Raw genomic sequence first — 13,249 nt, 5'->3', positions numbered from 1 at the left:
GCCCCCCGGGCCCCCCCCCCCCCGCCACCCCCCCCCGTGCGCCCTCCGCCGGGGGGGGGGGGGGCCCCGCCGGGGGGGGAACCCCCCCCAAATGGGGGGGGGGGGGCCCCCCCCCCGCGCCCCCCCACCAGTCTACGTGCCGGTGGGGGTGCGAGACGCCTCGGCGGCACGAGGAGCCTCTCGCCCTCAGCTGCGAGACGCCTCTGGCCGTACGAGGAACCTCTCGCCCCTCGCCTGCGAGACGCCTCTGGCCGTACAAGGAGCCTCTCGCCCCTCGCCTGCGAGACGCCCTCGGCCGTACAAGGAGCCTCTCGGCCCTCAGCCCTTGCCCGAGTTCTCCTTGTGGCCCTTCTCCACCGGGCCTCGGCGCACCGCGCCCGGCGCGTTCCACTCCTGGTTCTTCCTGGCCCGCTTCTTCGCGACCTCGGAGGAGCGGAGCTGGTAGGGGACGGAGGTCACCATGACGCCCGGGGTGAAGAGCAGCCGGCCCTTGAGCCGCAGGGCGCTCTGGTTGTGCAGCAGGTGCTCGTACCAGTGGCCGACGACGTACTCGGGGATGTAGACGGAGACGGCGTCGCGCGGGCTCTCGCGGCGGATGTTCTTCACGTACTCGACGACCGGCCGGGTGATCTCGCGGTAGGGCGAGTCGAGGATCTTCAGCGGGACGTTGATGCCGCGGCGGGTCCACTCCTCCTTGAGCGCCTTGGTCTCGGCCGGGTCGACGCTGACCGTGAGCGCCTCCAGCTCGTGGGCGTGGAGCAGCTTGGCGTACGCGAGGGCGCGCAGGGTCGGCTTGTGGAGCCGGGACACCAGGACGACGGAGCGGACCCGGGACGGGCGTACGTACTCGTCGGGTCGTTCCTCGGCGGCGGCGATCTCCGCGGCGACCGAGTCGTAGTGCTTACGGATCGCGGACATCGTCCCGTAGAAGATCACCATGCCGAGCAGGGCGACCCAGGCGCCGTGGGTGAACTTGGTGGCGAGGACGACGACGAGCACGAGGCCGGTGAAGAAGGCGCCGAAGGCGTTGATCGCGCGGGAGCGGATCATGTGGCGGCGCTTGGCCGGGTCGCGCTCCGTCTTCAGGTGTCGGTTCCAGTGCCGGACCATGCCGGTCTGGCTGAGGGTGAAGGAGACGAAGACGCCGACGATGTACAGCTGGATCAGCTTGGTCGAGTCGGCTCCGTAGACCCAGACGAGGAGCGCGGCGGCGCCGGCGAGGAGCACGATGCCGTTGGAGAAGGTGAGGCGGTCGCCGCGGGTGTGCAGCTGGCGCGGCAGGTACCGGTCCTGGGCGAGGATCGAGCCGAGGAGCGGGAAGCCGTTGTACGCGGTGTTGGCGGCCAGGAACAGGACGAGCGCGGTGGCGGCGGCGAGGACGACGAACAAGAACGTTCCGTCGCCGAAGACGGCGGCCGCGACCTGGGAGATGACCGGGTCCTGGACGTAGCCCTCGCCGACCGGCTTGCCGTCGAGGAGCAGGTCGTGGGCGGGCTTCTCGGCCATCCGGACGTCGGTGACCATGGCCAGGAAGATGATGCCGCAGAACATGGTGACGGCGAGGCCGCCCATGAGGGCGAGCGTGGTGGCGGCGTTCTTCGACTTCGGCTTGCGGAAGGCGGGGACGCCGTTGGAGATGGCCTCGACGCCGGTGAGGGCGGCGCAGCCGGAGGAGAAGGCGCGCAGGAGGAGGAAGACAAGGGCGAATCCGGCCAGCCCCTGGTGCTCCGGCTTGATCTCGAAGTCGGCGGTGGGGGCCTTCATGGTCTCGTCGAGGACGATCCCCTTGTACGCGCCCCAGGCGATCATGAGGAAGACGCCGGCGACGAAGACGTAGGTCGGGATCGCGAAGAGGGAGCCCGACTCCTTCACCCCGCGCAGGTTCATCACCGTCAGCAGCACGATGACGCCGACCGCGCAGGCCACCTTGTGCTCGACGACGAAGGGGATCGCCGAGCCGAGGTTCTCGATGCCCGAGGAGATCGACACGGCCACGGTCAGGACGTAGTCGACGAGCAGGGCGCTCGCGACGGTGAGTCCCGCCTTCGGCCCGAGGTTGGTGTTGGCGACCTCGTAGTCGCCGCCGCCGCTCGGGTACGCGTGGACGTTCTGCCGGTAGGACGCGACCACCGTGAACATCAGGACGACGACCGCGAGGGCGATCCACGGGCTGAAGTGGTAGGCCGACAGACCGGCGACGGAGAGGACGAGCAGCACCTCGCCGGGTGCGTACGCCACCGAGGACAGCGGGTCGGAGGCGAAGACGGGAAGGGCGATCCGCTTCGAGAGGAGGGTCTCTCCGAGCTTGTCGCTGCGCAGGGCCCGCCCGATCAGGATCCGTTTGGGCACGTCGGTCAGTTTGGACACGGAGAGGATCGTAAGCGTTCGAAATCCGCCATGCTCACCGGCACCCCCGATCGGCACGGAATCTCCCTCAGTACCACCTCGGATGCGGTCCCCGCCAGTGTTGCCGCTTAAGCTCGGACCGGGCGACCCGGCAGGGTGTCGCCCGCCGCGGCCCGGGCGCATCGGGCGAGGAGTGTTGTGAGCAGGGTGTTTTCGCAGGTCAGCAGGGCGATCAGGAGTGCGGGGTAAGGGGACGTGCACATCGTCATCATGGGCTGCGGGCGAGTGGGAGCCGCTCTCGCGCAGACCCTCGAACAGCAGGGGCACACCGTCGCGGTCGTGGACCAGGACCCGACGGCCTTCCGTCGTCTGGGGTCGGGTTTCGGCGGTCGGCGCGTCACGGGCGTGGGCTTCGACCAGGACACGCTGCGCGAGGCCGGGATCGAGGACGCCGGTGCCTTCGCCGCGGTGAGCAGCGGCGACAACTCGAACATCATCGCGGCGCGGGTCGCGCGCGAGATGTTCGGCATCGAGAACGTGGCGGCGCGGATCTACGACCCGCGGCGCGCCGAGGTCTACCAGCGCCTCGGCATCCCGACGGTCGCCACGGTCCGCTGGACCGCCGACCAGATGCTGCGGCGCCTGCTGCCCTCGGGGGCGGAGCCGCTGTGGACGGACCCGAGCGGTGGGGTGCAGCTCGCCGAGGTGCACACCTCGCCGGCCTGGATCGGCCACAAGATCAGCCGGCTCCAGGACGAGACGGGGGTGCGCGTCGCGTTCCTGACCCGGCTCGGTGAGGCGATCATCCCCACGTCGCAGACGGTGCTCCAGGAAGGTGACCTGGTGCACGTGATGATGCGTACGGACGAGATCGCGAAGGTCGAGGAGGCCTTCGCCGAGGGTCCCGAGGAGGGCGGTCACTGATGCGTGTCGCTATTGCGGGCGCGGGTGCGGTGGGCCGTTCCATCGCGGGCGAGCTCCTGGAGAACGGGCACGAGGTACTCCTCGTCGACAAGGCGCCGACCGCCATCTCGGTGGAGCGGGTGCCGCAGGCGGAGTGGCTGCTCGCCGACGCCTGCGAGATCACCTCGCTCGACGAGGCGGCGCTCCAGCGCTGCAACGTGGTGATCGCGGCGACCGGCGACGACAAGGTGAACCTCGTCGTCTCGCTGCTCGCCAAGACCGAGTACGGCGTGCCGCGGGTCGTCGCCCGGGTGAACAACCCGAAGAACGAGTGGCTGTTCACCGAGGCCTGGGGCGTGGACGTCGCCGTCTCGACGCCGCGTCTGATGTCGGCCCTGGTCGAGGAGGCGGTGAGCGTCGGCGACCTGGTCCGGCTGCTCCGCTTCAGCCACGGCGACGCGAACCTGGTCGAGCTGACGCTGCCGCCGGAGTCGGCGGTCGCCGGCACCACGGTCGGGGATGTCGCCTGGCCGCAGGACACCTCGCTCGTGACGATCATCCGCGGTTCGCGGGTGCTCACGCCGAGCCCCGAGGAGACCCTGGAGGCGGGCGACGAGCTGCTGTTCGTGGCCGCGCAGGCCCGCGAGGAGCAGCTGGAGGACCTGCTCCAGGTCCGCCGCGAGGCCGATCCCGAGTCCTGAGCCCGCTCTTGACCGAGGGCCGGCGCCGCGGCGACCGCGCCCTGTGTACGTACGTGAGGGCCCGGACCTGTCCATCAGGTCCGGGCCCTCACGCGTGATGCCTCGGTCGTACGAGGCTCAGGCCTCCGGGGTGCTCGGCTGCGCGGCCGCGGCCGCCTCGCGCTCCTTCTCGGCGCGTTCCTTCTCGGCGCGCTCCTCGGCCTCCATCTCGGCGAAGACGTCGATCGGCGGCGGCGCCTTCGCGAGGAACATCCAGGTGAGGTAGACCGCGAGCAGGAACGGCGGGATCTTGAGCGCGACGAGGACCCAGCCGAACTTGGTCGTGTCGGCCCACCAGTACATCGGGAAGAGGATCGCGCACTTGCCGAGCAGGATCAGGCCCCAGGCCCAGCTGGCCTTCGCGTACGCCTTCTTCCGGCCCGGGTTACGGGTGCGCCAGGAGAGGTTCTCCTTGAAGACCGGGCCCAGGATCAGGCCGATCAGCGGGACCCCGGCGATCGTCGTCACGATGTACGCCAGGGCGAGGCCCAGGGTGTACAGCATGCCCGGCAGGTAGAAGTCCTTGGCGTTGCCGGTCATCATCGCGAAGACCACGCCGAAGGCGACCCCGAAGACGCCGCTGAACGCGTGCTTGACGGTGTCCCGTCGGACCAGCCGGACGGCGACCAGGACCAGTGAGACCGCGAGCGCGGCGATCGCCGAGATGTGCAGGTCCTTGTTGATCGTGAAGATCGTGACGAACAGCAGGCCCGGCAGGACCGTCTCGACCATGCCCCGCAGGCCGCCGAAGGCCTCGAACAGCGCGGCCTCGGTGACCTCCTTCGCGGCCTGGGCGTCCTGGTCCGTGGTGGTGGTCGGCTTGTCGAGGGACGTCACCGGCTACTCCTGTCCGAGCGGTCGGAGCTCGTATTTGGGGTTGAAGAGGACCCGCCGGCCGTGGCTCATGGAGATCCGGCCGGAGGCGATCAGCTTGCGGCCCGGCTCGATGCCCACGATGGAGCGCCGGCCGAGCCACACGACGTCGAGCGGCGCGGTCCCGTCGAAGAGCTCGGCCTCCAGCGCGGGGACACCGGCCCGGGGGCGCAGCGTGACCGTGCGCAAGGTACCAGTCACCTTGACTATCTGGCGGTCGGAGCAGTCGCAGATACGCGTGCACCCCGATGCCTCGGCGTCCTCCTGGAGCTCCTCCGACTCCAGGTCCTCCACGGAGGAGGAGAGCCGGTCGAGCATCCGGCGGAACCTACCGGCCGGCTTCTCTGTACGCGGTGCAGCACTCATACAGAAAGCGTACCGGCCACCACCGCCACCGGGACCGGCCCGGGAGCTGTCACCGGTACCGGCTCCGGAGCACCCGCCCGATCAGCGTTCGAAGCGGTAACCCATGCCCGGTTCGGTGACGAAGTGGCGCGGGTGGGAGGGGTCGGTCTCCAGCTTGCGCCGCAGCTGCGCCATGTACACCCGCAGGTAGTTGGTCTCCGTGCCGTACGAGGGTCCCCAGACCTCCTGGAGCAGCTGTCTCTGGCTGACCAGTCGGCCGCTGTTGCGGACCAGGACTTCGAGGAGGTGCCATTCGGTGGGGGTGAGCCGGACGTCCCGGCCGTCGCGGTGGACCTTCTTCGCCGCCAGGTCGACGGTGAAGCCCTCGGTCTCGACGACCACGACCCCGTCCTCGGCGCCGCCGACCGGCTCGGCGCGGCGCACGGCCGCGCGCAGCCGGGCCAGCAGCTCGTCCATGCCGAAGGGCTTGGTGACGTAGTCGTCGGCGCCGGCGTCCAGCGCCTCGACCTTCTCGTCGGAGGTCTGCCGGGCCGAGAGGACGAGGATCGGCACCCGGGTCCAGCCGCGCAGGCCCTTGATGACCTCGACGCCGTCCATGTCGGGCAGGCCGAGGTCGAGGACGACGACGTCGGGGTGGCGTTCGGCGGCGAGGCGGAGGGCGGTGGCGCCGTCGGGCGCGGCGTCGACCTCGTACTTCCGCGCCTTGAGGTTGATCACCAGGGCGCGGACGATCTGCGGCTCGTCGTCGACCACGAGGACCCGGGTCATGGAGGGGGACCTTCCTTCTGCTGAGGGTGCTGCTCTACGGAGACGGTGAAACGGGATCGGGTGAACGGGATCGGGTGAACGAGGGGGCGGGCGTACGGGCGCGGCGGCCGAGGATCGGGCGCCTCCGAGCGGGCGCGGCGATCAGGGCTCAGGTCACCGCGTGCGCCGGGAGGTCGGCGGCCGGTGCCGGTGGCCCGCCCCGCGCGGCCCGGAGCGTGAGCACCATGGTGAGCCCGCCGCCGGGGGTGTCCTCGGCGCCGAGCGTGCCGCCCATGGCCTCGACGAAGCCGCGGGCCACCGCGAGGCCGAGGCCGACCCCGGCGCCGCGCGGGGCGTCGCCGAACCGCTGGAAGGGTTCGAAGATGCCGTCCTTGGCCTCGTCGGGCACGCCGGGGCCGCGGTCCACGACCCGGAGCTCGACGCGGTCCCCCAGGGTGCTGGCGGCGACGGCGACGGGCACGCCCTCGGGGCTGTACTTGACGGCGTTCTCCACGATGTTGGCGACGGCCCGCTCAAGGAGGCCCTTGTCGACCTCGACCATGGGCAGCGTCTCGGGGATGTCCAGCTCGGCGCTGCCGTCGGGCACGCCCCCGAGCGCCATGGGGACGACCTCGTCGAGGTCGACCGTACGGATCAGGGGGGTGACGGTGCCGGTCTGGAGGCGGGACATGTCGAGAAGGTTGCCGACCAGGTGGTCGAGGCGGTCGGCGCCGGCCTCGATGCCTTCCAGGAGCTCGGCGCTGTCCTGCTCGGACCATTCGACGTCGTCGGAGCGCAGGGAGGAGACGGAGGCCTTGATGCTCGCGAGCGGCGTCCGCAGGTCGTGGCTGACGGCGGCGAGCAGGGAGGTACGGATCTTGTTGCCCTCGGCCAGCTTCCGGGCCTCCTCCGCCTCGCCCACGAGCCGCTGTCGGTCGAGGACGACCGCGGCCTGGGCGGCGAAGGCGCCGAGGACGCGCCGGTCCTCCGCGGGCAGCACACGGCCGGACAGGGCGAGGGCGAGGCGGTCACCGACCGGCATGTCCACGTCCGCCTCCTCGGGCCGGGCCGCCGGGTGGGGCCCCACGCTCGCCGCCCGCGTCCACGGCTCGACCTCGTCCACCCGCTCCAGCAGGGCCACGGACTCCATGGAGAAGGTCTCGCGGACCCGTTCGAGCAGGGCGTCGAGGCTGGTCTCGCCGCGCAGCACGCTGCCGGCGAGATAGGAGAGCACCTCGGACTCGGCGCGCAGCCGGGCGGCCTGGTGGGTACGCCGTGCGGCGAGGTCCACCACGGAGGCGACCGCCATGGCGACGCCGAAGAAGACGGCGATGGCGACGATGTTCTTGGGGTCGGCGATGGTGAGCCGGTGGACGGGCGGGGTGAAGAACCAGTTGAGGAGGAGCGAGCCGGCAGCGGCCGAGGCGAGCGCCGGCAGGAACCCGCCGAGCAGGGCGGAGGCGACGGTCAGGGCGAGGAAGAGCAGCATGTCGTTGGCGAGACCGAGGTCGGCGTCGACATGGGTGAGGAGCAGCGCGAGGGCGGCGGGTCCCGCCACGCCGACCACCCAGCCGCCCAGGATCCGGGAGCGGCCGAGGCGGGCGCCTCGGGCGACGGGCAGGCCGCGCCCCTTGGCGACCTCGCCGTGGGTGACGATGTGGACGTCGAGGTCGGTCCCGGAGTCCCGGGCCACGGTCTGGCCGACGCCGGGGCCGAGCACGTACTGCCAGGTGCGGCGGCGGCTGGAGCCGAGGACGATCTGGGTGGCGTTGACCCCGCGGGCGAACTCCAGGAGCGCGGAGGGGATGTCGTCGCCGATGACATGGTGGAACGTTCCGCCGAGGTCTTCGACGAGGGTGCGCTGGACGGCCAGCTCCTTGGGGGAGGCCGCGGTGAGCCCGTCGCTGCGGGCTATGTAGACGGCGAGGACCTCGCCGCCGGCGCCCTTCTCCGCGAGCCGGGTGGCCCGCCGTATGAGCGTGCGGCCCTCGGGGCCGCCGGTCAGACCGACGACGATGCGCTCCCTGGCCTGCCAGGTGGAGCGGATGTTGTGCTCGCCCCGGTACCGCTGGAGGTACTCGTCGACCCGGTCGGCGGTCCAGAGCAGGGCCAGCTCGCGCAGGGCCGTGAGGTTGCCGGGGCGGAAGTAGTTGGAGAGGGCGGCGTCGACCTTGTCCGAGGTGTAGACGTTTCCGTGGGCCATCCGGCGCCGCAGGGCCTCGGGCGACATGTCGACCAGCTCGATCTGGTCAGCCCGGCGGACGACCTCGTCGGGGACGGTCTCCCGCTGGCGTACGCCCGTGATCGCCTCGACGACGTCACCCAGCGACTCCAGATGCTGGATGTTGACGGTCGATATGACGTCGATTCCGGCCGCGAGGAGCTCGGCGACGTCCTGCCACCGCTTGGGGTTGCGGGAGCCGGGGACGTTCGTGTGGGCGAGCTCGTCGACGAGGGCGACGGCGGGACGGCGGGCCAGGACGGCGTCGATGTCCATCTCCGTGAAGGCGGCCCCGCGGTACTCCAGGCCCCGTCGCGGCACCTGCTCGATGCCGTGCAGCATGACCTCCGTACGCGGCCGCCCGTGGTGTTCCACGAACGCCACGACGCAGTCCGTGCCGCGCTCCACCCGGCGGTGCCCCTCGGAGAGCATCGCGTAGGTCTTGCCGACGCCCGGCGCAGCGCCGAGGTAGATCCGAAGCTTGCCGCGTCCCATGGGTCGACCATACGTCCGGCCATGGGGACATTCCGTACGCGGGGAAGCGGCCGGTGCGGTATTGACGTGATCCTGATATCGCGCGGGTGCCGCCCTCTCGCCCTCTCGCTCAGTGCTCGATGATCTCGCCGTCGCTCAGCTCAAGGACCCGGTCCGCCAGCCCCAGGAGCTGGGGGTCGTGGGTGGCGACCAGGGCCGTGCAGCCCTCGCTGCGCACCACCGCGCGCAGCAGCTGCATGACGGCGAGGCCGGTCTCCGCGTCCAGCTGGCCCGTGGGCTCGTCGGCTATCAGCAGCGCCGGCTTGTTGGCGAGGGCGCGGGCGATGGCGACCCGCTGCTGCTGGCCGCCGGAGAGCTCACCGGGCCGCTGCGCCGCGTGGTCGGCGAGGCCCACAAGGCCGAGGAGGAGGGCCACCCGCTCCTCGCGCTCCTTCGGGTCCGCCTTGCGCAGCCGCATGGGTACGCCGACGTTCTCGGCGGCGGACAGGATGGGGAGCAGTCCGAAGGACTGGAAGATGAAGCCGATCCGGTCGCGGCGCAGCTCGAGCAGCCCGTTCTCACCGAGGGTGGAGAGGTCGACGCCGTCGATGACGATCGAGCCCCCGTCGGCGGAGTCGAGGCCGCCCACGAGGTTGAGCAGCGTCGTCTTCCCGGAACCCGAGCGGCCCTTGAGGGCGACGAGCTCGCCGCGGGGGATGTCGAAGGAGACCCCGCGCAGGGCGTGGACGGCCGCTTCGCCCGTGCCGTACGAGCGGCGCAGGTTCTCGACGCGCACCATCGGCGGGCCGGCCGGGTCCTCGGCGAGGGCCGTCGTGGACCTCGTGCTGCTCTCACTCACCCTGTTCTCCCCCTCCTCGAACATGTGCGCCCAGTATGGTCCGCGGCCGGGCCCAGGGGCCAGAGCCGCCGGCCAGACCTGTGGAAAACCGACCCGGGAAACCTGGCCTGTGCATAACGGACGGGGGAGACGGACCCGCGGAAAGGCCGGTGGGCCGCTCCCCGTACAAGACGTACGGGAAGCGGCCCACCGGCCCACCACGATGCTGTCGCTCAGCGGATCTCGGAGATCTCCGGACCGCGCTGGAGCTGGCCCATGCCGCCGGAGAAGCGGGAGTTCTCCTGCTCCTCCTGCTGCACGCCGTCCGGCACCATCTGCGCGTCGTTCGGCAGCTTGAGGACGATCGGGTCGCGCGGGGCCATCGGGCCGTCGCCGCGGACGACCACGGTGTCCCGGACGATCTGCTCCAGGAGTCCGGCCGCCTCGGGCTGGACCGCGCCCTGACCGGAGATCACTCCGCGCAGGAACCAGCGGGGCCCGTCGACACCGACGAAGCGGACCAGCTGCACGCCTCGGTTGCCGTCCGGCAGCTGTACGGGGACCTGGGCGCGGAGCTCCCAGCCCAGCGGGCCCTCGACCTCGTCGATGACACCGCCCTGCTCGACGATGCCGGTGGCGATCTCGTCGCGGACCTCGCCCCAGATGCCCTCGTTCTTGGGCGCGGCGAACGCCTGCAGCTGCACGGCGCTGTCGCGCAGGACGACGGTGGCCGCGACGATCGCGTCGCCCGCCACCTCGACCCGCAGCTCCATGCCCTCGACTCCGGGCACGAAGACGCCACCCAGGTCGACGCGGCCCTCATCGGGCTTGGCGACCTCGGAGATGTCCCAGGGTCCGTCGGGCCGGGGCGCCGGCGGAAGGTTCATCCGGCGCGGAGCGGCGTCGTCCGCGTCCTCGCCGTCCACCGCGTCGACGACCTGCTCGGCCTCGCCCGCCGCGTCCTCTGCGGCACCGCTCTTCTTGCGACGTCCGAACACGTCACTGTCCTTCCCGGTCGGATACGACCGAAGCGTATCGATTCCCACCCGATGTGCCGCCCACGGCGGCGTGACCGCCGGTGGACCCGAAGCCCCCCTCGGCCCGCGCCGAGCCGGGAAGTTCCGCCACCTCGTGGAAGCGCACCTTCTCGACCTGTTGGACGACAAGTTGGGCGATGCGGTCGAATCGTTCGAACCGCACGGTCTCGCGCGGGTCGAGATTGACCACGATCACCTTGATCTCTCCACGGTACCCGGCATCCACCGTCCCCGGGGCATTCACGAGCGCCACTCCGCAGCGGGCGGCGAGCCCGGAGCGCGGGTGCACGAAGGCCGCGTACCCGTCCGGGAGGGCGATGGAGACGCCGGTGGGCAGCACGGCGCGCTCGCCGGGGGCCAGCACGGCGGCCTCGGTGGTCACGAGGTCCGCCCCGGCGTCGCCGGGGTGGCCGTAAGCCGGGAGCGGCACGTCCGGGTCCACCCGGCGGATCAGTACGTCGACAGGGTTGCGCATCAGGGGTTCACCTCGAAGGCGCGGGCGCGCCGGACCTGGTCGGGGTCGGACATGGCGGCCTGGATCTCCTCCGGGCGGCCGTTGTCGATGAAGTGGTCGACCTTGACCTCGATGAAGAGGGCGTCGGCGCGGACGGCGACGGCGCCCTCGGGCCCGCCGATCCGGCCGACCGCGGTCGAGAAGATCTTGCGGCCGTGCACGGCGGTGACCTCGGCCTCCAGGTGGAGCACGGTGCCCACCGGGACGGGCCGGACGAAGTCGGTCTCGAGCCGTCCGGTCACGGCGATGACCCGCAGCAGCCAGTTCAGGGAGCCGAGGGTCTCGTCGAGCGCGGTGGCGAGCACACCGCCGTGCGCGAGGCCGGGGGCGCCCTGGTGGTCGGGTGTCACCGTGAACTCGGCGGTGACGGTCACGCCCTCGCCCGCGCGTGCCTCCAGGTGGAGGCCGTGCGGCTGCCCGCCGCCGCACCCGAAGCAGTACGCGTAGTGCGCACCGAGCAGCTCGCCGGGGGCCGGCGCGTCGGGGTGGCGTACCGGCGGTATGGCGTCGGCCGGCGGGGTGAGGGCGGCAGATGTTGCAGTCACAGCCGCAGACCTTACCCGCGCGGATGGGCGCAGGTCGCGCCGTGCCAAGCTTGGACACATGCAGCCTTCCGCACCGTCCCCGGCCCCCTCCCCCGCGCCTCCCGCCGCGCCGCGCTTCGACGAGCGGCTGACGGCGCCGCGTTCCTGGTGGGTCATCGCGGGCCTGCTGGGTCTCTCCGGCGGCCTGATCATGTTCCCGCTGGGTACGGTCCCGATGCTCGGCGGCCTGATCGTGGCGGCGGTCCTCGCCGGGGCCGCGGTGTCCTCGTACGGCTCCGCCCGGATCCGGGTGGTGGCCGGTTCGCTGGTGGCGGGCGACGCGCGGGTGCCCGTCACGGCGCTGGGGGCGGTCGAGGTGCTCGACGCCGAGGAGGCGCGCGCCTGGCGCACGTACAAGGCCGATCCGCGCGCCTTCATGCTGATGCGCGGCTACGTGCCGCGGGCGGTACGGGTCGAGGTGACGGATCCGGCCGACCCGACGCCGTACCTGTACCTGTCCAGCCGCGAGCCGCAGGCGCTGGCGGACGCGCTCGACGCCGAACGCGCGGGCGCGAAGGGCTGAGGTCCGCCCCCGGCGGATGTCGAGGGCCTGAGGTCGGCCGAGGTTTCAGGTCAGAAGCCGAGTTCCTTCGGGTTCTCGGGCTGTTCCAGCGGGGGCAGTTCCCTGAGGGCGTCCCAGGGGACCTGGCGACGGCGCAGGTCCTTGCGGATGTGCTCGGCGAGCTTCTTGGTGTCGCGGCGGTTCATGACCGCGCCGACGGCCGCGCCCACCATGAAGGGCGTGAGCATGGGCAGGTTGCGCACCATGCGTTTCATGATCTGCTGGCGCAGCTCGCGCTTGAGCTGTCCACCCAGCGCCGCGTTGACCGTGGTGGGCTTGGTGGGGTCGATGCCCCGCTCCTCCGCCCAGGAGGTCAGATAGGCCGCCGAGCGCTGGCCGATCCGGCCGGGGGGCCGGACGCCGTACACCTCGTGCAGTTCGGCGATGAGTTTGAGTTCCACCGCGGCGACGCCGGTGATCTCGGCCGCGAGCTCCGCCGGCATGGCCGGGGGTACGGGGAGCATGGCGGCGGCACCGACGCCCGCGCCCACGGTCGAACTCGCGTTCGCCGCTCCGGCGACGAGCTTGTCGGCGAGCTGTTCGGGGCCGAGCCCGGGGAACTGCTTGCGAAGGGTCGCCAGGTCGCGGACGGGGATCCGCGGGGCGAGGTCGATCAGCCGGTCGGCCAGATATCCGAGACCGGCCTTGGCGCTGTCGCCGCCGCGCTTCACGCTCCGCGTGACGCCACGCCTGACGGCACCGATCCGGTCCGCATCGATCTTGATCTTGTCGAGCTGGGCCCGCGCGGGGTTGGCGAGCCGCTTGACGGCGCCGAGGCGTCCGCCCTGCCGCGCCTCGACCGACGCGTCGCCGTCTCCCGCCTCCGCCGGCAGGCGCGCCGGGTCCGGCGCGATGACCGCCTCGAGCGAGGCCGGGAGGCCTCGCTCGTCGTCACGTGCGCCGAGGGAGGGCAGGGAGGCCGTGGGATCGGCGTCAGATGCCTCGTGGGCGCCCTCTGCCGGTCCTGTGCCGCCCTTGTGCGTCCGAGGGCTCCCGGGGAGCCTCAGACGCCGCTTCCGGGACGGTGTGTCGCCTGCCACGGCC

At 71.9% G+C, this 13,249-nt stretch carries 13 protein-coding genes; 3 read left to right on the top strand and 10 right to left on the bottom strand.

The window, feature by feature from the left end:
- Positions 1-318: 318 nt before the first annotated feature.
- Positions 319-2,367: an APC family permease gene (locus ACIRB7_RS31435; protein ID WP_403605482.1), complete on the bottom strand. Its 2,049-nt coding sequence runs from the start codon at positions 2,365-2,367 to the stop codon at positions 319-321.
- 234 nt (positions 2,368-2,601) lie between these two features.
- On the opposite strand from ACIRB7_RS31435, the gene ACIRB7_RS31430 reads away from it, so the two are divergent.
- Positions 2,602-3,270, top strand: a complete 669-nt coding sequence (locus ACIRB7_RS31430; RefSeq protein ID WP_351215763.1) for a TrkA family potassium uptake protein — start codon at positions 2,602-2,604, stop codon at positions 3,268-3,270.
- Positions 3,270-3,950, top strand: coding sequence for a TrkA family potassium uptake protein (locus ACIRB7_RS31425; RefSeq protein ID WP_351215765.1), 681 nt, complete (start codon positions 3,270-3,272; stop codon positions 3,948-3,950). Before ACIRB7_RS31430 ends, ACIRB7_RS31425 begins: the two co-directional genes overlap by 1 nt.
- Before the next feature lie 117 nt (positions 3,951-4,067).
- Here ACIRB7_RS31425 and ACIRB7_RS31420 read toward each other — a convergent pair whose 3' ends face one another.
- The 8 genes from ACIRB7_RS31420 to ACIRB7_RS31385 form a co-directional block, all read right to left on the bottom strand.
- Entirely contained in the window at positions 4,068-4,826 is a 759-nt protein-coding gene (locus ACIRB7_RS31420; protein WP_403605479.1) for a DUF3159 domain-containing protein, read from the bottom strand.
- Between the two features lie 3 nt (positions 4,827-4,829).
- Positions 4,830-5,228 carry an OB-fold nucleic acid binding domain-containing protein gene (locus ACIRB7_RS31415; protein WP_351215769.1) on the bottom strand — a complete coding sequence of 133 codons (399 nt, stop codon included), beginning with the start codon at positions 5,226-5,228 and terminating at the stop codon, positions 4,830-4,832.
- 81 nt (positions 5,229-5,309) lie between these two features.
- On the bottom strand, positions 5,310-5,996 hold the full coding sequence (locus ACIRB7_RS31410; protein WP_403605476.1) for a response regulator: 687 nt from the start codon (positions 5,994-5,996) through the stop codon (positions 5,310-5,312).
- Between the two features lie 148 nt (positions 5,997-6,144).
- On the bottom strand, positions 6,145-8,691 hold the full coding sequence (locus tag ACIRB7_RS31405; RefSeq protein WP_403605473.1) for a DUF4118 domain-containing protein: 2,547 nt from the start codon (positions 8,689-8,691) through the stop codon (positions 6,145-6,147).
- A gap of 109 nt (positions 8,692-8,800) precedes the next feature.
- Positions 8,801-9,469 (bottom strand): ABC transporter ATP-binding protein, encoded by a 669-nt coding sequence (locus ACIRB7_RS31400; protein ID WP_284711844.1) that lies wholly within the window; start codon positions 9,467-9,469, stop codon positions 8,801-8,803.
- Between the two features lie 272 nt (positions 9,470-9,741).
- The gene (locus tag ACIRB7_RS31395; protein ID WP_351215773.1) at positions 9,742-10,506 is read right to left on the bottom strand and encodes a DUF3710 domain-containing protein; all 765 of its coding nucleotides are present in this window, start codon (positions 10,504-10,506) and stop codon (positions 9,742-9,744) included.
- Position 10,507: 1 nt separating this feature from the next.
- Positions 10,508-11,020: a dUTP diphosphatase gene (gene dut / locus ACIRB7_RS31390; RefSeq protein WP_403605470.1), complete on the bottom strand. Its 513-nt coding sequence runs from the start codon at positions 11,018-11,020 to the stop codon at positions 10,508-10,510.
- Positions 11,020-11,604, bottom strand: coding sequence for a PaaI family thioesterase (locus tag ACIRB7_RS31385; RefSeq protein WP_403605467.1), 585 nt, complete (start codon positions 11,602-11,604; stop codon positions 11,020-11,022). The genes dut and ACIRB7_RS31385 overlap by 1 nt, the downstream gene beginning before the upstream one ends.
- A 58-nt stretch (positions 11,605-11,662) precedes the next feature.
- On the opposite strand from ACIRB7_RS31385, the gene ACIRB7_RS31380 reads away from it, so the two are divergent.
- Positions 11,663-12,166, top strand: coding sequence for a DUF3093 domain-containing protein (locus tag ACIRB7_RS31380; RefSeq protein ID WP_403605464.1), 504 nt, complete (start codon positions 11,663-11,665; stop codon positions 12,164-12,166).
- A gap of 50 nt (positions 12,167-12,216) precedes the next feature.
- Here ACIRB7_RS31380 and ACIRB7_RS31375 read toward each other — a convergent pair whose 3' ends face one another.
- Positions 12,217-13,245, bottom strand: a complete 1,029-nt coding sequence (locus ACIRB7_RS31375) for a hypothetical protein (RefSeq protein ID WP_403605461.1) — start codon at positions 13,243-13,245, stop codon at positions 12,217-12,219.
- Positions 13,246-13,249: the final 4 nt, after the last annotated feature.

Origin of the sequence: Streptomyces sp. NPDC093795 (assembly GCF_044764665.1) — a bacterium.
Classification (GTDB): Bacteria; Actinomycetota; Actinomycetes; order Streptomycetales; family Streptomycetaceae; genus Streptomyces.
Note: the sequence above shows the minus strand (reverse complement) of the source record. Positions and strands in the feature narration are given on the sequence as shown.

What these genes read in the sequence shown, in the direction of transcription:
- ACIRB7_RS31400 (WP_284711844.1), bottom strand. Translation starts at nt 9,469, where the DNA reads ATGGTGCGCGTCGAGAACCTGCGCCGCTCGTACGGCACGGGCGAAGCG.
- ACIRB7_RS31380 (WP_403605464.1), top strand. Translation starts at nt 11,663, where the DNA reads ATGCAGCCTTCCGCACCGTCCCCGGCCCCCTCCCCCGCGCCTCCCGCC.
- dut (WP_403605470.1), bottom strand. Translation starts at nt 11,020, where the DNA reads ATGCGCAACCCTGTCGACGTACTGATCCGCCGGGTGGACCCGGACGTG.
- ACIRB7_RS31405 (WP_403605473.1), bottom strand. Translation starts at nt 8,691, where the DNA reads ATGGGACGCGGCAAGCTTCGGATCTACCTCGGCGCTGCGCCGGGCGTC.
- ACIRB7_RS31415 (WP_351215769.1), bottom strand. Translation starts at nt 5,228, where the DNA reads ATGAGTGCTGCACCGCGTACAGAGAAGCCGGCCGGTAGGTTCCGCCGG.
- ACIRB7_RS31410 (WP_403605476.1), bottom strand. Translation starts at nt 5,996, where the DNA reads ATGACCCGGGTCCTCGTGGTCGACGACGAGCCGCAGATCGTCCGCGCC.
- ACIRB7_RS31425 (WP_351215765.1), top strand. Translation starts at nt 3,270, where the DNA reads ATGCGTGTCGCTATTGCGGGCGCGGGTGCGGTGGGCCGTTCCATCGCG.